The 19,271-nt window shown below is 34.4% G+C and carries 14 protein-coding genes and 1 tRNA gene; 8 read left to right on the top strand and 7 right to left on the bottom strand.

The window, feature by feature from the left end:
• The first annotated feature begins 1 nt into the window (after position 1).
• Both AAGD76_RS03045 and AAGD76_RS03040 read left to right on the top strand, forming a co-directional pair.
• Entirely contained in the window at positions 2 to 1,075 is a 1,074-nt protein-coding gene (locus AAGD76_RS03045) for a Fic family protein (RefSeq protein WP_341820350.1), read from the top strand.
• 95 nt (positions 1,076 to 1,170) lie between these two features.
• Entirely contained in the window at positions 1,171 to 2,649 is a 1,479-nt protein-coding gene (locus AAGD76_RS03040) for a UbiD family decarboxylase (protein ID WP_341820349.1), read from the top strand.
• A 790-nt stretch (positions 2,650 to 3,439) separates the two neighbouring features.
• Here the strand turns inward: AAGD76_RS03040 and ubiA are convergent.
• From ubiA to AAGD76_RS03015, 5 genes are all read right to left on the bottom strand, one after another.
• Positions 3,440 to 4,297 (bottom strand): 4-hydroxybenzoate octaprenyltransferase, encoded by an 858-nt coding sequence (gene ubiA / locus AAGD76_RS03035; RefSeq protein ID WP_341814981.1) that lies wholly within the window; start codon positions 4,295 to 4,297, stop codon positions 3,440 to 3,442.
• A gap of 3 nt (positions 4,298 to 4,300) precedes the next feature.
• Positions 4,301 to 4,699: a ribosome-binding factor A gene (locus AAGD76_RS03030; RefSeq protein ID WP_006279769.1), complete on the bottom strand. Its 399-nt coding sequence runs from the start codon at positions 4,697 to 4,699 to the stop codon at positions 4,301 to 4,303.
• Positions 4,700 to 4,708: 9 nt separating this feature from the next.
• Positions 4,709 to 7,033: a translation initiation factor IF-2 gene (gene infB, locus AAGD76_RS03025; protein WP_341820348.1), complete on the bottom strand. Its 2,325-nt coding sequence runs from the start codon at positions 7,031 to 7,033 to the stop codon at positions 4,709 to 4,711.
• Positions 7,034 to 7,042: 9 nt separating this feature from the next.
• Complete coding sequence (gene nusA / locus AAGD76_RS03020) at positions 7,043 to 8,605, bottom strand: transcription termination factor NusA (RefSeq protein WP_341820347.1); 1,563 nt, start codon at positions 8,603 to 8,605, stop codon at positions 7,043 to 7,045.
• Positions 8,606 to 8,693: 88 nt separating this feature from the next.
• Complete coding sequence (locus AAGD76_RS03015; RefSeq protein WP_341820346.1) at positions 8,694 to 11,759, bottom strand: efflux RND transporter permease subunit; 3,066 nt, start codon at positions 11,757 to 11,759, stop codon at positions 8,694 to 8,696.
• A gap of 175 nt (positions 11,760 to 11,934) precedes the next feature.
• Here AAGD76_RS03015 and AAGD76_RS03010 point away from each other — a divergent pair, with 175 nt between their 5' ends.
• Entirely contained in the window at positions 11,935 to 12,573 is a 639-nt protein-coding gene (locus AAGD76_RS03010; protein ID WP_341820345.1) for a hypothetical protein, read from the top strand.
• Between the two features lie 3 nt (positions 12,574 to 12,576).
• Here AAGD76_RS03010 and AAGD76_RS03005 read toward each other — a convergent pair whose 3' ends face one another.
• Entirely contained in the window at positions 12,577 to 13,314 is a 738-nt protein-coding gene (locus AAGD76_RS03005) for a glutamine synthetase (protein WP_341820344.1), read from the bottom strand.
• Positions 13,315 to 13,640: 326 nt separating this feature from the next.
• Here AAGD76_RS03005 and dnaA point away from each other — a divergent pair, with 326 nt between their 5' ends.
• Positions 13,641 to 15,023, top strand: coding sequence for a chromosomal replication initiator protein DnaA (gene dnaA, locus AAGD76_RS03000; protein WP_010962298.1), 1,383 nt, complete (start codon positions 13,641 to 13,643; stop codon positions 15,021 to 15,023).
• Between the two features lie 27 nt (positions 15,024 to 15,050).
• Here the strand turns inward: dnaA and AAGD76_RS02995 are convergent, their stop codons facing one another.
• Complete coding sequence (locus tag AAGD76_RS02995; RefSeq protein ID WP_006279778.1) at positions 15,051 to 16,325, bottom strand: metallophosphoesterase; 1,275 nt, start codon at positions 16,323 to 16,325, stop codon at positions 15,051 to 15,053.
• Positions 16,326 to 16,515: 190 nt separating this feature from the next.
• On the opposite strand from AAGD76_RS02995, the gene AAGD76_RS02990 reads away from it, so the two are divergent.
• The 4 genes from AAGD76_RS02990 to virB9 all read left to right on the top strand — a co-directional run bounded on the left by AAGD76_RS02990 (position 16,516) and on the right by virB9 (position 19,255).
• A tRNA-Leu gene (locus AAGD76_RS02990) sits at positions 16,516 to 16,603 on the top strand.
• 29 nt (positions 16,604 to 16,632) lie between these two features.
• Entirely contained in the window at positions 16,633 to 17,715 is a 1,083-nt protein-coding gene (locus AAGD76_RS02985; RefSeq protein WP_341820343.1) for a GTP cyclohydrolase II, read from the top strand.
• Between the two features lie 72 nt (positions 17,716 to 17,787).
• Positions 17,788 to 18,468: a virB8 family protein gene (locus tag AAGD76_RS02980; RefSeq protein WP_151807683.1), complete on the top strand. Its 681-nt coding sequence runs from the start codon at positions 17,788 to 17,790 to the stop codon at positions 18,466 to 18,468.
• The gene (gene virB9 / locus AAGD76_RS02975) at positions 18,455 to 19,255 is read left to right on the top strand and encodes a P-type conjugative transfer protein VirB9 (protein ID WP_174515708.1); all 801 of its coding nucleotides are present in this window, start codon (positions 18,455 to 18,457) and stop codon (positions 19,253 to 19,255) included. Before AAGD76_RS02980 ends, virB9 begins: the two co-directional genes overlap by 14 nt.
• Positions 19,256 to 19,271 lie beyond the last annotated feature (16 nt).

Raw genomic sequence — 19,271 nt, 5'->3', positions numbered from 1 at the left:
GATGCCAAATTATACGATTACTTCTAAAATTGCTAATTGCCTTATGAAGATTGAAGCAGCAAAAGAAAAAGTGTTACATTTGCCACTCACTGTATCGATGCTCTCGTCCCTTCGTGAAACTGCACGGCTTTATACCACACACTATTCTACTATGATTGAAGGAAATCGACTTGAACCTAAACAGATTAAAGAGGTTTTAAGTGGTAAAAGCCACTTTCCAAAATATAGGAGAGATGAAAATGAGGTTAAAGGATATTATGCAGCTTTAACTCAAGTTGAACAATGGGCAGCAAGGAGAATACCCATTACTGAGAAAGCTGTTCAAACACTACATGCTCTAGTAATAGCAAGTGGAAAATCTAAAATAAAATCAACACCTTATCGTGATGGTCAAAATGTTATCCGCGATAGTCTTACACGTGCAATAATTTATATGCCACCTGAAGCAAAGGATGTACCAAAGCTCATGAGCAGTATGATTGATTGGATTCGTAACAGTGAGCAAGTGCCTTGCCCAATTATTGCAGGTATTGCGCATTATCAATTTGTAACAATTCACCCTTACTATGACGGTAATGGTCGTACTGCAAGATTGTTGACTACATTAATTTTACACCTTGGTGGGTATGACCTAAAAGGACTTTATTCATTGGAAGAATATTATGCTAAGAATCTAGGAGCGTATTATGAAGCAATCAGTATAGGTCCATCGCACAACTATTACATGGGACGAGCTGAAGCAGATATTACTAAGTGGGTGGAGTATTTCGTAGAAGGTATGGCAAATTCATTTGAGAACGTTTTACAACGTATAAATAAAGAAGAATACCACGCTGATCAGACTGATCTTATACGTAAGCTTGATCCTAAACAACGCAAAGCTCTTGAGCTCTTCCAGGAGTTTTCCGCTATTACAGCTAGTCAGGTTGGCGAACTATTTAATTTTAAGCCTCGTACCAGTGCGCAACTTTGTAAAAAGTGGGTGGAAATGGGGTTTATCAAGATTGTAGATTTTTCCAATAGAGGAAGGAAATACAAACTTAGTAAGCAATATGAGGATTTGATCTCAAATTAACTGAAAGCTCGCTAGGCAGGAAAGTAGTGCATAGGTCAAATTTCAATAAAGTGCTTGAAAACTAAATGTAAACTTAAAATTTTAAAAACTGGAATATGTACAACAACTTACGTGACTTCATCAAAGCCTTAGAAGAAAAAAAAGATCTGATTAGGATTAAGGAGGAAGTTTCAACAGTTCTTGAAATGACAGAAATTCATCGCAGAGTTTTGTCAAGCAAAGGGCCAGCGATCATTTTTGAAAATGTTATCACAGAAAATGGCAAAAATTCGATTCCAGTTTTGGTGAATTTATTTGGTACTATTAAGAGGATTGCATTGGGGTTGAACATAAACCCTGATGAACTAAGAGATCTTGGTAAACTTTTAGCATTTTTGCAATCACCTGAGCCGCCAAAAAACTTTAAGGATGCTATAAAAATGTTTCCTTTGTTGAAAGTCGTGTTATCGATGCGAAGTAAAGTCGTGAGCAAGGCTCCATGTCAAGAGGTAGTGCTAACCGGAGATGAAGTGGACCTAAGTCTACTGCCCATTCAAACATGCTGGCCAAATGAACCTGCACCACTTATCACCTGGCCAATTGTGGTAACGAAAGGACCCACGAAAGAAAAGCAAGATAATTTTAATCTTGGAATATATCGTATGCAGGTTATAGATAAAAAAACAACACTAATGCGTTGGCTTGCACACAGGGGTGGCGCAACTCACCATAAGCGTTGGAAGGAAGAAGGCAGAAATATGAAATTTCCTGCTGCTGCTGTGATCGGTAGTGATCCTGCAACGATTATTGCTGCGGTAACTCCAGTGCCAGAAACATTGTCAGAATACCAATTTGCTGGACTGCTGCGAAAGAAGCCGCTTGAACTTGTAAATTGTAAGACTATTCCACTTCAAGTGCCAGCTCACGCGGAAATCGTTCTGGAAGGCTATGTGAGTTTGGATAGATATCAAGATGAGGGACCATATGGAGACCACACTGGCTACTATAATTCTGTTGAGCAATTTCCAGAATTTAATATTACTGCAATTACTATGCGTAAAAACCCGATATATCTTAGCACTTTCACTGGCAAGCCACCTGATGAACCATCGATTCTTGGTGAAGCACTCAATGAAATTTTTGTGCCCATTCTTATCAATCAATTTCCAGAGATAGTGGACTTTTATCTGCCACCGGAAGGTTGCTCATATAGAATAGCGATAGTGTCGATAAAAAAATCCTATCCAGGGCAGGCAAAAAGAATTGTTATGGGCATACTTTCTTTTTTAAAGCAGTTTTTATACACGAAGTTTATTATCGTTGTTGATAATGATATAAATGTACGTGATTGGAAGGAAGTAATGTGGGCAATGTCAACGAGGATGGACCCTGTGCGTGATACAATCATGATAGAAAATACACCTATTGATTATTTAGACTTTGCTTCCCCTGAAAGTGGACTTGGAGGTAAAATGGGATTTGATGCGACAAATAAAATCCCGCCTGAAACCAAACGAGAGTGGGGAAAGAAAATTGAGATGAGTGAGGAAATAGTAAGGAAAGTCGCGGAGAAGTGGGAGGAATATATGGACTAGACTTCTTGCATAAAAGCAGAAAAAAGTTTGGCGTTTTTTATAATGCCGCGATTGGCATTAACTGATAATTGTGATTTAAGTCCGTCACAGTGCCCTTTTTTTTGTCATCCTATAGCTATACCGCCGCGGTATCTCTTAGCCGCTAACAAGTAGTGGGATGACGAGCTTATCGTCATCCTGCCGCGAACCGTCATACCGCGATTCATTCGCGGTATCTCAGCCGCTAACAAGCAGCGGGATACTTAGGGATGACGGTTGTTGTTTAGCTGTAAATATTAAGAAATTTACCAAATGAAAAAAAAGGCAAAAGAAGCCCTGGGGTTATTATCCGCTTTAAAATATTGGCGTTTTTTATGTTTTAAACGCTTGACAAGCGAGATTCAGCCGCTTTTAATTGCAACTAACTTACGCTGCAAATGTTTAAGAAATTTACTAAGCAGAAAAAAAGACAAAGAACCCCCGAGTTAGCTAGTCTTTTACTATCTCTGTCGAGTATTGGCATTTTTTGATGTCTTGTAACGCTTTATAAGCGCGTTCAGCTTATTTAGATAAAAATCTAGATGTAGATGAAGTTTTGTAAAGACATACAGTATCTATATACTGCAAAAAATTGAACATAAGACGCCGATACATTAAGTAATCCTTACCTTTTAATCTGCAGATTGGCGAAAGCAAATACAATAGCTTCAGTTTCATGATAAGAGGGCTGGCGGAGTTTGTCAAGCAAGTTTTTTTGTTTCTGCGGGCTACCTGAGTCTATTGATTTCATTAGAGCCGAAACTCTTGAGACCTAGGTGATAATTCTATCTAAAAGAATGCCGAAAAAGAGCAGCAACCCTACGTAGGAATTATTTTTAAATATGGACATGCATTGACTGGGATCGTCAGGATTGAAATTTTTGTATTGGCGGTGAAATATGAACCCTACAGCAAGTAGAGCAATATAAAAAATGTTATTTAATGATGATAAGATACCAGCATATAGCCACGTCATAAGAGATATTAAATAAAATCTTTTCAACCAAGATTTTGTTGTATCACCAAAATATAATGCGGTAGATTTCATCCCGAGTTTTTCATCATCTTTTTTATCTTGATGGGCGTATATGGTGTCATAGCTAAGTGTCCAAAAGACGCATCCTATATAAAACAGCAAGGATTCTATACTGATCTGGTTTGTTATTGCTGCTGAGCCCATGAGCGATCCCATATTGAAGGTAAACCCTAAGAACAATTGTGGCCACCAAACATACCGCTTTAATAAAGGGTAAGTAGCTATCATACACATTGAGATTATTCCAAGTATAAGTGTAGTTTTATTAGTTAATAATAAGATTACCAGGGCAATAGACAGTAACAGTGAAAGTAAAGCCAAAGCCTGCTTTATGTTTAATGCACCACTTGCAAGTGGCCTATATTTTGTTCGTTCAACGTGCGCATCTATTTTTCTATCGAAGATATCATTGATTATGCACCCTGCGGGTCTCATTAAAAATGCACCTATAGTAAACAAAACAAGGAGAAAAAGAGCCTGATATGATAGAGAAGTTGAGGCTAAAAGAATACCGCTCAAACTGGGAAATAGCACAAGCCACAAACCTGTTAAACTGTGCAACCTCATTAATGAAAAGTAACGATTGAAATGCATTAATTAAGTGTGATTATGTAATATTTTGCTTACATTAACAAAATTATCGAACGCTAAGTCAGGCTTGAAAACTAGTTCAGGTATAAATCGCAAATCAACATAACACAATATAGATTTACGTATTGACCATGCAGATTGGTTCATTTCATTAACAACAGTATTAATATCACAATTATTCTCAGAAGGATCTCCAGTGCGTCTTTTTTCTGGATCTAAGTAGTCAGCTACTTGAATATTCAATGAAGATAACACAATATATACATCTGCTTTTTTCAAATCTTTACTTAATTTTACGTCAGATACCGCTACATTTTTATTGAACACCTTACCTTCCATTAGAACTCTTGATATTGCTCTATGCAATACCGATGCTATCTTTAGGTTTCTAATTTCCTTTTTCATATCCAGCTACTATAACACCCTTTCTTCTTGCACTAATTGATAAGCTTCCAAAATATCTCCAACTTTAATATCGACATTACCCTCTAGTGATACTCCGCATTCAAAGTTTACACCTACTTCTTTAACATCATCTTTAAATCTACGTAGTGCTTTTAACTTTCCTTCATGCACCAATTTGCCACCACGCATTACCTTAATTAAAGAATCTTTTCTTATGACTCCATCACTTACGTAACATCCAATGATATTACCAGCTTTAGATACGTTAAATATTTGCCTCACAGATGCAAAGCCAACACGAACCTCTCGTGTAACAGGCTTTAACATTTTAGTTAAATACATTCTCATGTCGTCAATGAGCTCGTATATTATGTTATAAGTATGTATTTCTATACCTTTTTGTTTTGCCAAGTCCCTTATTTTTGAGTCCACTTTTACATTAAAAGCTAAAATTACTGCACTTGATGCTTCTGCAAGCAGCACATCTGAATCTGTTATCCCTCCTACTGCTTTGTGTAGGATATTTAATTTCACTTGGTCTTTACCGAGTTTATCAATTGAACTTGATATTGCTTCAATAGAACCAGTTACATCGCACTTTAAAACTACAGATAGTTCTTCTGTTTCGCTGTTATTACGACTGAATATATCTAAATTATTGTCGCCCAAATCTTCTTTCTTTTTCTTGATTAACTCTAGCCTGTATTCAACAATTTCACGCGCCTGCTTTTCAGAATTTACAACAACAAATTTATCTCCAGCATTTGGTACACCATTTAGACCAGTAATTTCAATTGGAGCAGAGGGTAGTGCTGCTTTTTCTCTTTGACCAAGGTGATTAACCATACTACGTACTTTACTGTATGTTGTACCAACTACCAATATATCACCAACCTTTAACGTTCCTTCCTCAACTATCAATGTAGCTGATATTCCTTTCGCTTTATCTATTTTGGATTCTATTACCCATCCAAGTGCTCGACAATCTTCTATTGCTTCTAGCTTCATTAATTCAGCGACTAACAAAATCGTCTCTTCTAGTTTATCTAAATTAGTTTTCTTTTTTGCTGATACTGGCACAATCATAACATCACCACCAAGCTCTTCAGGAATGAGATCATATTGAGGTAAGCTACTCATTACTTTCTCCACATCACCAGGCTCAGATTTATCAATTTTATTAATAGCAACTATAATAGAAACATTTGCTGCTTTTGCATGATTTATTGCTTCAACTGTTTGTTTCATGATTCCATCGTCAGCTGCAACTACTATTACAACTATATTAGTAATATTGGCACCACGTGCACGCATCGCAGTGAACGCTTCATGTCCTGGTGTATCAATAAAGGTAATTTTTTGCTTATCTTTTGTCGTTATTTGATAAGCACCTATGTGTTGAGTTATGCCACCTGACTCTCTTTCTGCAACATTAGATTCACGAAATGCATCGAGCAATGAGGTTTTACCATGATCGACGTGTCCCATAAAAGTGACGATTGGTGGTTTAGGTTTTTTAGGCAGGCTTTCTCTGCCTTCTATAAAAAATAAATCTTTTTCTCTGTTGGTATCGCTCACTCGTTTAGCCATATGATTAAATTTTTCCACTATTTCACATGCTATATCTGGATCCACCAGATCATCTACTCTATAACTCTCACCGACTTCTTCTTTGAACATTTTTAGCACACTCTTGCTATCTTCTGCCATGCGAATAGATAACTCCCTGATAGTTATTTTGTCTGGTATAATAACTTCTCTTGATATATTTTTACCCTTGGTAAACTTTGACTTTCTACTTCTTATACCAAATCTTTGCTTAAATACAGGGGGTTGTTCAGTTTTTTCATCTATTGCCTGTGCAATTACCAGTTTAGAATGCTTAGAATATATATCTTTGTTGACTTTAAAAGACTTTTTATCGTTGTCCTCATGGTCAATACTATCTTCTTTTGGTTCAACTAAGTGGGTATTACTTAAAACTTGCTTATTTATTTCCTTAGATAAAGCGTCCGCTTCATTTTTCTCGTCAATCTCTTTATTGCTGTCTTCTTTTGCTGTTTTCTCTTTTTCTTCTCTCTGGTTTCTTTCTTTCAGCAAAGCAGCATTCTGCACAGCATTAATGCGAAAAATTTGTTCTTTCTCTGTTAAAGAACATAATTTACTCTCGTCAAATAAATTATGTTCTTCTGCATCATGAGATTTTTTTCTTCTTTTTTTTACTACTGTAGCTCCAGTACTTGGGCTAGCTGAAGAGTTTAAATTGAGGTCTAATTTAAGCTTGCTTAAACCTTGGAGCGTTAATTTTTTATCACTGATATCTTCATTATTCATATTATTTTATTATATTAATCCAAGCTTTTTACGTGCTTCTATGATTATTGAATCTACTGTATCTTTTAGATCTTCTTTGCTATCGGATGAGGAAGAGAGTATGCTGCAAAACTCATAACTTGATAAATCTGCTATGTCCTCTAAAGTCTTAATATCATGCTTACTAAGAGCAATTTTATTGTCTATTGATAAAGTTAAATTGATTACATCATCCTCCATACCTAAACTTTTTAGCTCTTCTATTTTTCTATCATTTTCTGCTTTCAGGTACTTATTTGCTCTATTGTGAAGTTCGTTTGCAATATCTTCATTAAAGCCCTCTATTGAAGCAAGCTCTTTAATTGAAGCGCTAGATATGTCTTCTACACTTGAAAAACCTTCTGTTACCAATAGCTGACCCATAATCTCTTCTAAGTTTAAAGCTTCAGCAAATAAAGCTGAACATTGACTAAGTTCTTTACTTCGCCTTTCTGATTCTTGCTGAGTGCTTAATATCTCAATTTTCCATCCAACAAGCTCTGAAGCTAATCTTACATTCTGGCCCTTTTTTCCTATCGCTAAACTCAATTGATCTTCAGCAACTATTAACTCTATGCAATTTTCATTTTCATCAATAATAACCTTCGATACTTCTGCAGGAGTAATGGCTTTAATAACAAATTGACCCAAATCTGAGGAGTAATTTATAACGTCAATTTTTTCACCATTTAATTCGTGTATAATAGTTTTTATTCTATCTCCCTTAACTCCAACACAAGCACCTACTGGATCAATGTTCTTGTCGGGAGAGAAAACGGCAACCTTAGACCTTGAACCAGCATCTCTAGCTATACCTTTAATTGTCACTAATTCGTCAGCAATTTCTGGTATTTCTTGATTTAATAATGCCTCTAAAAAGCCTTCATGAGTCCTAGAAAGAATAATTTGACGTCCATCATCAGAGCGCTTAACAGTCTGTATATAAGTTTTAACCTTATCGCCTTCACGAAATGATTCACCACCGGTTAAATTTCGTAATGGAAGATATGCCTTAGTGCCATTTATGTCTATAATAAGATCTGAATATTCTACTTGTTTAACAATACCATACCTTATTTCTCCCACCTTATCTTTAAATTCCTCATATTGCTTTTTTGACTCTTCATCTTTAATTATTTGAGCAATTTTTTGCTGGGCAATTCTTGCTGAAGCAAGATCAGTGTTAAGAGAGAGTAATTCACTAACAGTATCTCCAATTTTTGCATCTTCTTTTATTAATTTAGCTTGTGTCAGCGTAATTGATTCATACTCAGTATTCTCTTCTCTATTTGATTCGTCATCAATAACTTTTAGTTTTCTGTATGAAGTAACTTTGCCTGTGTTTCTATCTATATTAACTACAATTTTACTTTTGCTACCATATTTTTGATAAGCCACTGCTTCTATAGCACTTTCTAGTGCCTTTATTACAACATCAAAATCTAAACCTTTTTGAAGTGAAAGCTCTCCTGCTGTTTTTATTACATCAAGGCTTCCAACTATGTTATTCTTGTTACTTTTCTGCTTAACACTGCTTTTACGATTAGCAATCATAATAAATAAATCCAATGTAATTAGTTATAATTATAGCTCCAACGGGCAAAGAACACTATCTTAAATGTTAAATGATTGCTAATTTAAGTCAAGTTTTTTCATGTCTTTGTATAACAAGCAACGCAGGAGTAAAGAATAAAGTTAAAACCGTTGCAACCAATATTCCACTTGCTATGGTTGTTGAAATGTCAACCCACCACTGGCTTGATGGAGCATCATATGTGATTTGTAGCGTAAAAAAATTGATATTTAACCTGGTAATCATCGGTATTAAACCAAGAACTGTGGTTGCAACGGTAAGCAATATTGGCCTAACGCGAGAAATTGCAGCGTTTATTACACATCGCTTGATGTCATTTTTGTGTACCTTAATTTGGTGATGAAAGGCATCAAGTAATAGTATGTTATTATTCACTATAATTCCCGCCAAAGCAATTATCCCCACTCCACACATAACAACTACGAAAACTTGTTGGATAAGAAAGAAAACAAAAAACACACATGTTGTGGATAAAAACACTGCTGTCATTACGATAAATGTATGGTATAGATTATTAAACTGTGTCACTAATACCAATATCATTAGTGTAATCGCTAATATAAAAGCCTTTAACAAAAATGCTCCTGATTTTTGTTGATCTTCTTTGTCGCCTTTAAAATCAATTTTTACTCCCTTGTCCCAATCCTGGGCAATAGAATTCTGAATGAACTTTACTCTTTCATCAACAAGATAGCCAGTATCAACGTCAGCAGAGATTGTCACTATGCGTAATCCATCAATCCTGTTTAGTTTGTTTACCTTTTTTTCGGGAGCATATTTTACTATATTGCTCATAGGATACGGGCCATTAACTGTATTGATAAAAAGATTGTCTATAGTCTTCATGTTGCGATCCTTTCCAGGGAAACGGAGTACAATATCGATTTCTTCATCCGTGTTATTTGGTCTATATTTTCCAATCAACACTCCATTTGTAACCATCTTTATAAAATCGCCAATGGTTGCAACACTTACTTCAGAGCTTGTAGCCTTACTCTTATCAACACTCATATTCCACTCTATTTCAGGTGCTGATCTGCTATCTTGAATATTTATAAACCCGGATGAAGGTTGGTTCATAATTTCTAGAATTTTCTCTGCTGCTAAATTCAAACTGGATACACTCCCGCTGAGGTTAATTTGTATTGGCTTGTCAGCCGACGGTCCTGGCTTTTCCTCTTGAACATTAATTATTATTCCTTTCATGTCTTGCACACTGCTCCTTATATCATTTAGTATGTGCTTAGCTTTGCGCCTGAAGCGCCAATCCATAAGTTCTAGTTGTATTCTGGCGATAACGTTGTCTGAAAATGCTCCTGATCTAGCATAAGAAACATGAATTTCTTTTTCAATGCTCAAAATGCGTTCTTCCACTTCTTTGAGTATCAGATCTCGTTCTTTGGCTGATAAGCTTTCTTTTGCTTTAACACTGATTAAAATATTATCTGAATCCACTTTCGGAAAAAACTTTACTCCAGGACCAAAAGTAAAGTACAGCACACTAAATGAAAACAAAACGAATACAGTAGCACATACGAATTTTTTAGGATGATCCAAAACCTTCTCTAGCATGCGTACGTAAGCTCTTATTATAGGCCCAGCATTTTTTATTTCACCACTTTCTATAGCACTCATTTTTTTTATTTCTTTTTTTGAAGTTATCGAAGGCTTACCAAATATTGCACCAAGTGTTGGTATAAAAACCAAAGCCATAATGAGCGATCCAGTCAAAGTTAGAATTATTGTAATTGGTATGTACTGCATGAATTTACCAACAGTATCAGGCCAGAATAATAGAGGAAAAAACACTGCTAATTTAGTTAACGTTGATGATAGAACCGGATAAAACATATCACGAACTGAAGTGTAAAAAGCTTCTACTTTATCCATTCCGCAGATCATCTTTCTATCGGCATATTCGCTGATCACAATTGCATCATCAACCAGCATGCCAACAGCCATAATTAAACTGAAGAGCACAACGATATTTAAGGTCATACCCATAAAGTAAAGAGCTATTATCCCAATGAGAAAGGAACCGGGTATCGAGAGTGCCACAAGAATAGCAATCCTTGTTCCCATAGAAAGCATCATTATGATCAATATTAACAACACAGCAAATATTATGCCGTTTTCCAAGTCATCAAGCACATCGCGGACGTTTTTTGACTGGTCGTTTAAGTACACCACTTTTAAATTTTCAGGTAATTGATCTTTTGCCTTATCCATTAAGTATTTTACTTGATTTACTGTGTCTATTATGTTTTTTCCGTTACGTTTTGAAATTTCTAGCATGACACTAGGTAATCCATTAATGCGAGCAAATCCTTGGTGATCCTCAAACCTAGGGTATACTTTTGCTATATCTTTGATTCTCAAAACTGCATCGCCTTGAGATCTAATAGGAATATTCATAATATCTTCTATATCTTTTAATAACCCTGATATTTTAATCGAATATTTACCGGCCAGTGACCCAGCTCCCACTAGTCTATTATTGCTTGATATAGCTTGGAATATTTCGTTTGATTGAATGTTATATTTTGTTAGAACTGTGGGCTCAACTATCACTTCCACTGTTTCTTTACGAATACCTGCCACTTCAACTTTGAGAACATTTGGCAGAGATTCTATTTCTTTCTTTAACTTGCGTGCTATTTCAGTTAAGGCTCTTTCTGGCAGATTACCAATTAAGCCAACATTTAATATGGGAAATAGACTCAAGTTTATTTCATTTATTATTGGAGATTCCGCTTCAACAGGTAACTTCGATTTTATGTTTGAAAGCTTTGAACGGACATTATCGAGCACTTCTTTATTATCATACTCTGTTCCAAATTCGAGTATCATGTGAGCACCATCATTAGTTGCAAAAGCTCTCAATTCTCTTACACCTTCGATGGATCTTAGTTCATTTTCTATAGGAAGCACTAATAGCTTTTCACTATCTTGAGCAGAAATCCCAGGAAGTCCAACAAACACGCTGATTATAGGAATCTGTATATCAGGATTGCTTTCCCTTGGCATTTTTACATAAACGTATGAACCGAAGATAAAAATTACTATAAGTAATAATACCACCGCCCTGTTTCGCTCTATGAGTAAGCTCTGCATGTTGAATGTTAGCTGAATATGTGTGTTTGTACAATATTATAGTCGAGATACATTGCATATTAATTAATCCTTGTGTAGCTTTAAAACTTTATGCAAATAATTAAAATTTTCGCAAAATTGCAAGTATAAGAAAATTCCTGTATAATAATTCTAGAACAGTATTTGAGAGGTTATTATGGTGGCAATTCTAAATATAACAAAAGGCAAAAATAAAGTTATTGTGTCTGGATTAGCTGGAGCTTTATCAGCTTTAATATTTTTAACAGCAATCCACATTGCCGCAAAGATAGCCATTATCGTTTCTGCTGCTGCAGTTACTTACTTATTACTTTCGCTGATTCATAAAATAAGAACTAAAGCTGAAATTACTCGTGTTTCAGGAGATAAAGTTTCAGAAGATGAAGGTGAAGAAAAAGATACCGTAAAAGAACCAAAAAGAACTGAAACTGAGCTAGAAGAAGAATTAAAAAATAAAAGAGCAGAAGAAGAAATGAAAAATGGACTACCTAAACATATGGATTTCAAAGGTAATTCACTTTCTAAAAGCGCTGATACTAAAGATAGTCATTCCGTTTCTAGTGCTACAAATATTGTTATGGAACCTTTACCTAAACACATGGATGCGCTTGGTAATCCACTTCCTAAGCAGCCATCGAGCGACCTTACCAATGTAGGGCTTAAGTCTAAAAGCACGCAAAAACTATCTGCTGCAGACTTGCTATTACAGTATGGGAATGTAAATAATGATGTGAGGAAAGTGCTAGAATGGCCAATTACCTCAAAGGAGTTTAATGGGTTAGGGTTTAACAGGTAGTTGCTATATCAAACTCTCCATCTTATATTGAGGATCAGATGCAATGCCATACACTCTATTTGGCGGAGCAATTTTGTTCTCTATACCAAAAACTATACCTTCAATTATTGCTGTGAGTACTTTTTCAAGGTTACAATCTGTTCCAGGAACACGGTGCTCTAGGCGGCATCTTTTGGAATCGTTGCCAAAATAGGGAATTCTTATCGCAGCAGTTCTGTTATTTACTCCCCAACTAATCGTAGTTGGAGTGTGAATATCCGGATACTGAAATCTTAAATATGAATCATCATTTGGAGCAAAAAACAACATATGTTTTTTCATCATTGCACATAATCCACCAATACTATGAATCAGATAGTCACTGTACTTTTGCTCATTGATATAAAATAAGTTATCGTTATTTGAATTCACGAGATTAACATGCACATTTAATGCACTGCCTGCTCTATCCAAATAGGGCTTTGCTTTAAAAGATATATTCCCACCTAGTTTTTGTGCTGTTTCAGTAAGTGATTGTTTTGCTAACTCAAAATGCTTAATTAAATTGTCGGAGTTCGTATAACAACCACTTTTTATCTCATACTGATGTGTAGAATTCTCCTTCTCGCAAGAAAATTCAAGAGATGCTATTTTATTTTTGATGCTATTCAGAAATAAGTATTCTTTTTCTATTCCTTCAATGTAAAACTCTAGTTCAATACCGAATACAGCATAACAACTCAAATTACTTAATATAATCATAAATTTGCTTCAGTCAATCTATATTAGGTTAGCTATATTTATATGAATACTTTACTTATTTGCCAGTAAATTTAACATCTTATTTATACATAATGTATTACTGTTTTTAATAGCATGCTTCTAATCCTCGATACAAGCGACATTTACAAATTTTTCATTTTTTTGAAATAAAAATGATCAATTTTAATGTTTTTATACCCTTTACAACCCATCAAAAAATCACCATAATTTTTAGTATGTATTAAGTAGTATTAGCTTTTCATTTTGCAGTAAGCTATTGATTATCTTGTATTTTTCTAATTATTGCTTTTTTCTTGGTGTGGTATATGAACTTAACTAGCCCTAAGGTTTCTACTATGTTTTTTGATCAGATCATTACAGTAACGGATCACAATGTTACTTGGGAAAAAATCCAAAATTGTCTTTATAATCTTTATGGAGAAGCAACATATAATAGCTGGCTGAGTTCACTAAAATTTGTCAGTAGCAGAAATGGGGAAGTTCTTTTATCCGTGTCAACAAGGTTTATAAAAGAGTGGATTACAGTTCATTACATGAAAAAAATATTATCATTATGGCAAAGCGAAGATAAAAGTATACGTTCTATTGATATTCAAGTAATTGAGGAGAGGAATTCAAATTTTAATGTTATACTAAAAAACAGAGAGGAAAGTAATCATAATCTTGGTTCGCCGCTGGATCCAAGGTTCACCTTTGATAATTTTGTAGTGGGAAAGCCAAATGAATTAGCATTTACGGCGGCAAAGCGTGTGGCAGAATCTATAGATCCAATATTAGGCAGCAATCCTTTGTTTCTATATGGTGGAGTGGGACTTGGTAAAACACATCTAATGCATGCTATAGCTTGGCACATAGTCAATTCCCCATCAGCAAAAAGAAAAGTGGTGTATTTATCAGCAGAGAAATTCATGTACCAATATATTACAGCGCTGCGAAGCAAAGATATTATGTTATTTAAAGAGCAATTTAGATCAGTAGATGTATTGATGGTAGATGATGTGCAATTTATCAGTGGTAAAGATAGTACACAAGAAGAATTTTTTCACACTTTCAATGCATTGATAGACCAAAATAAACAATTGGTTATATCAGCTGATAGGTCTCCTAGTGATCTTGATGGAGTGGAAGAAAGAATAAAATCACGACTCGGTTGGGGGTTGGTGGCAGATATTAATGAAACAACTTTTGAATTGAGGCTTGGTATATTGCAGGCAAAAGTGGAGCAGATGAATATGTATGTTCCGAAAGATGTCCTAGAGTTTTTAGCAAGGAACATAAAATCTAATATAAGAGAATTAGAAGGAGCATTAAATAAGGTTACCCATACCTCATTAATTGGAAGAAGTATGACGGTAGAATCAGCTAGTGAAACCCTAATCGATCTTCTTAGGTCAAATCATAGGTCAGTCACAATAGAAGAAATACAAAAGAAAGTAGCTGAATTTTTCAATATAAAGGTTGCAGATATGCAATCCAATAGAAGGCTTCGCAGTCTTGCAAGGCCAAGACAAATAGCTATGTATTTTGCCAAAAAATTTACGCAAAAAAGCCTACCAGATATTGGGAGAAACTTTGGTGGCAGAGACCATGCTACTGTTATACATGCAGTAAAACAAGTAGAAAATTTTATAAAGACCGACTCAAAATTTGCTGATGAAATCAATCGATTAAAAAAAATGTTTAAGTAGCGTTTTTAAAATAGCTAATAACAAATCCTAAAATGAATCGACTATAGTTTTAATCCGTTTAAGTTTAAAATCTTCTGTTAGCTTCGCAGAATACATTTCCTTATTGTGTTGATTATAGAAGGTAAATTCGTGATCATCTAAATTTAGTATTGCAAAGCCAAAGCCAAAAAAGTTTCTAACCTCGTGTGCTAAGTAGTTTTTACCATTTAAATAGTCAAATTCTACATTTTGATAAACAGATTCTTGATCTTGAGCGTGTAATGATGCACCACCGTTTCCAACTATAATTTGGTCTGGAACATTATCCATTAATAAAATCTGGGCTATATGAATGTGGCCAGAAACTATGGTAGTAACATTGCTTGGAAATTTATCTCCAAAAGCTTCGATTTGTGTAAGATTACCATGGCTTTTTAATGTCAAAAATTCTTTTTTTGGAGATCTCCAAAGCGGTTTATGAGTTAAAAACCACATGGGCTTGTCAGAACTATTTTGTATCAATTTATCAAATTGCCTCTCAAAAGCATCAATTGTGCTTTGGGTTGTAAAAATATCCTCACCGGATGAAGAGTCGAAGATAAAAAATTTCATCGGTCCAGCATCTAAGGACCAACTAGAAACGAAGTTTCCACATTTTTCAGACGAAAAGGGGTATGAATCTAGATACCTGAACCATCCTTCATAAGCTCTATCACAACTCTCATGGTTTCCACGAACAAAAAGGAAAGGGGATTGTGATAAAATATCCTTTGCAGGCTCAAACCAATCAGCGTACCAAACTTCTTTATTATATCCATAAATATCGCCACACTTTTTTGTATTTCTACATTTTGTTTGTCTATAATGATAATCACCAACATGGATAATTAAATCTGGTTTATGAAGGGCGATTGAATCTAAATTTTTTTTTAAAGGCCAGCTATCTACCGAATTACATTCCTGCTGAAATAACATATTTATTCTACAGCCCGTGTCACCAATGAAAGCAATTTTATTAACCTTTTTTGGTAATATAGGAACCCGTAGATCCTCAATACTAATGTTTTTGGCACTTGTTTGTACTGTCAGTTCACAAACTGTTTCGTTATGATCACCATTGTTAATTGAGCTGCGATTCAGCATTTCTGTTTCCTCGCCATCAACATAAACAATGGGACACATGTCATTGTCCGTAATTGCGCGTATGCTTAGTTTATTTTCTGGGATAACTTGAGACCATGTGTATAATATTTGTGCATGGACGAAATGAAAGCTAGTTATAAGAGAGAGAGCTAAAAAAATAAAGATATTAGCTATATTCATTTGTATAAAAACCTAAGTTAAAAATTAGTAGTAAGGTTATCTTAAATGATTAAAATTTATAATCACAAAATTCATAATCAAATTATACAAACAATTTCTAAATTATTCTAGTATCAGATTGACACTCTAGATGAAAAATTCTAAAATGATTAAGTAATTTAAAATAATTATATAAAAACTAGAATATAGTGCGGCCGTGGTGGAATTGGTAGACACGCAGCGTTGAGGTCGCTGTGGCTCATAAGGCCTTGGAAGTTCAAGTCTTCTCGGCCGCACCAGTTTTTATCGCTGTTTAATATGGGTAAAAATGTTTATAGGAAATCAGAGTAGCAATAAGGTAGAAAGAGCTATCAGCGAAATCAGGCGCGGTCGGCCAATTGTAATATATGATGAAAGTAATTACCTATTGTTTGCTGCTGCTGAGGCTTTAGAAAGAGATTTATTTAATCAATACAAGCTTACATCAAGTAATGTATATGTTACTTTAACTTCAAGTAAGGTAAAATACATATCTCAGAATAAAGAACATAACAGCAAACGTCTGTTGGTGAATAATTTTGATGAACTGCTCTATTTAATAAACTGTTCAAAGGAAGATTGCATAAAAGAGTTGCAATGCTCAAAGACAATAGATGAATGTGCTATTGCCTTGCTTAAGTTCTCAGAATTATTGCCATACGCGTTAGTGGCTGATATGACTTTTGAGAATAACCATGAAATGCGAAATTGGTGCGAGAAAAATGACCTTATTGCACTGGACACGTCATTCATAAATAATTTTCAAGAAAATCAGGATGTATATGAAGTGTGCAAAACATCATTATTTTTAAAACAGACTCAAGAAGTAAATATCATATCTTATAGAACCGAAAGTGGTGGAAGAGAACATCATGCAATTATCATTGGCAATCCAGATAAAGATGACGAACCATTAGTGAGAATTCATTCTTCGTGCTATACGGGTGACTTGTTAGATAGCTTGTCATGCGATTGCAGAAGTCAGTTACATCAAGCAATTCAAATGATAGCTGACTCTGGAAGTGGTATTATATTGTATTTGATGCAAGATGGAAGAGGCATTGGTTTAACTAATAAGTTAAGAGCGTACAGTATGCAAAGAGGACATAATCTTGATACTGTTGATGCAAATAGAATATTGGGTTTTGAAGATGATGAAAGGAGTTTTGCTGTTGCAGCTAAAATGCTTAAGAAATTGAACATTAACAAAATCCAATTACTTACAAACAATGATAGGAAATTGTCAGAATTGGAAAGTAGTGGTATAGGAGTTACAAAGTGTCTACCACTTATTGTGGAACGTAATAAATATAACGATTCATATATGGAGACAAAGTTTGGTAAATTAGGCCATAGATTAAGAGTTTTTTAGCTTTTTTGCTGTAACTACTTTGTTAATTTGCTATGTTTATTAACATAAGTTAAGATTTTTAGGAATACTAAAATGCTAAGATTTTTTAAGCGAGAAAAAAATACTGAATCCTTAGATAAGGATATAAATTGGAATTCAAACCGCTACAGCACAGTTATTGCTCAAAGGAATATTCTACTTTTATTTGCATTAATATTATTAGCAACGATCTCTATCAGCATATTAGTCATATTTAAAATTAGCACAAGTAGCACTATTGAGCCATTTGTTATAGAAATTGACAAGAAATCAGGAATAGTGCAATTGGTTGATCCTGTCACAGTAAAACAGTATTCTGCAGATGAAGCGCTAAACGATTATTTTATTTCAGAGTATATAAAAGCAAGGGAGGTTTTTGATCCATATCATTATAATTATAACTATTATACAAAGGTGAGGTTGTTTTCCTCACCTAATGTGTATAATGAATTTAGAAATTATGTAGGATCGCAGAATATGGATGATCTTTTTAATTTATATTCAGATACCAAAAGTGAATTTAAAATTCGCTCAATTCAAAAGTTGGGTAACGATGCTCTTCAGGTGAGATTTTTTGTGGAATTTACACGGAAAGATGGAAGTTCTACGAGAAAAAATAAGATAGTTATTATGTCATATAGATATGCATCGCTTGAAATGGATGATCAGCAAAGATATATTAACCCATTAGGATTTCAAGTTATTTCATATAGAGTAGATGATGAATATGTATAGGATATTATTAGTTTTAGCTTTACTTGTAAGTGGCAATTTAAACGCATCCATTAATTATAATGAGCCTATTTCTATAGATAGTAGAATAAAGACTTTTGTGTATAGCCCTAATGAAGTATTTACGGTGGTTTTTAGTCAGGGTTACTATTCTTATATTGAATTTGCGGAAGGAGAAAAAGTTAAAAATATCGCTGTTGGTGATGCATCAAGTTGGAAAATTAATCCTTATGACAATAAATTGCTTATCATGCCATTTGAAGTTAGTAGTCGCACTAACATGATTATTACGACAACTAAAAAAAGAAATTACATTTTTGATTTAATCTCAAGGCCAAACTACGATAAATACCCGGATACTGATGCTAAGAAAGTGGATCACGATTATTCTGCTGAAAAGGATATATCTTACGTAGTACGTTTTTATTATCCTCAAGAAGAAGGTGAATTTGATGTTGATTTAGATGAGGTTTCTTTACCTACTCAAATGCAATATACTACAGACAAGCTAGAAAAAATAATACAAGAAAATGATACGAAGTACAATTATACATATATTGATGAAGGTGGTAATGCGGATATAGTTCCGATCGAGTTATTTGATGATGGTTATTTAACCTATTTAAAATTTAGAAATAATAATAAAATACCTCAGGTTTTTGTAGAAGGGGAGGATAAACCTTGTAAAAGGCTGTTATTTGATGATTATGTTATAATAAAAGGAGTACATAAAAAGCTATTTATGCGTTATGAAGATGGTGAAGTTGAAATTATAAATAGGTCACTTTAGCTGTGGTACATGCAAT

This window comes from Wolbachia endosymbiont (group A) of Cydia strobilella, assembly GCF_964026745.1.
Classification (GTDB): domain Bacteria; phylum Pseudomonadota; class Alphaproteobacteria; order Rickettsiales; family Anaplasmataceae; genus Wolbachia; species Wolbachia pipientis.
Note: the sequence above shows the minus strand (reverse complement) of the source record. Positions and strands in the feature narration are given on the sequence as shown.

Bases quoted from the DNA above. Each gene is read 5' to 3' on its own strand.
- AAGD76_RS03045 (WP_341820350.1), top strand. From the start codon at position 2: ATGCCAAATTATACGATTACTTCTAAAATTGCTAATTGCCTTATGAAG.
- AAGD76_RS03040 (WP_341820349.1), top strand. From the start codon at position 1,171: ATGTACAACAACTTACGTGACTTCATCAAAGCCTTAGAAGAAAAAAAA.
- ubiA (WP_341814981.1), bottom strand. From the start codon at position 4,297: ATGCATTTCAATCGTTACTTTTCATTAATGAGGTTGCACAGTTTAACA.
- AAGD76_RS03030 (WP_006279769.1), bottom strand. From the start codon at position 4,699: ATGAAAAAGGAAATTAGAAACCTAAAGATAGCATCGGTATTGCATAGA.
- infB (WP_341820348.1), bottom strand. From the start codon at position 7,033: ATGAATAATGAAGATATCAGTGATAAAAAATTAACGCTCCAAGGTTTA.
- nusA (WP_341820347.1), bottom strand. From the start codon at position 8,605: ATGATTGCTAATCGTAAAAGCAGTGTTAAGCAGAAAAGTAACAAGAAT.
- AAGD76_RS03015 (WP_341820346.1), bottom strand. From the start codon at position 11,759: ATGCAGAGCTTACTCATAGAGCGAAACAGGGCGGTGGTATTATTACTT.
- AAGD76_RS03010 (WP_341820345.1), top strand. From the start codon at position 11,935: ATGGTGGCAATTCTAAATATAACAAAAGGCAAAAATAAAGTTATTGTG.
- AAGD76_RS03005 (WP_341820344.1), bottom strand. From the start codon at position 13,314: ATGATTATATTAAGTAATTTGAGTTGTTATGCTGTATTCGGTATTGAA.
- dnaA (WP_010962298.1), top strand. From the start codon at position 13,641: ATGAACTTAACTAGCCCTAAGGTTTCTACTATGTTTTTTGATCAGATC.
- AAGD76_RS02995 (WP_006279778.1), bottom strand. From the start codon at position 16,325: ATGAATATAGCTAATATCTTTATTTTTTTAGCTCTCTCTCTTATAACT.
- AAGD76_RS02985 (WP_341820343.1), top strand. From the start codon at position 16,633: ATGTTTATAGGAAATCAGAGTAGCAATAAGGTAGAAAGAGCTATCAGC.
- AAGD76_RS02980 (WP_151807683.1), top strand. From the start codon at position 17,788: ATGCTAAGATTTTTTAAGCGAGAAAAAAATACTGAATCCTTAGATAAG.
- virB9 (WP_174515708.1), top strand. From the start codon at position 18,455: ATGAATATGTATAGGATATTATTAGTTTTAGCTTTACTTGTAAGTGGC.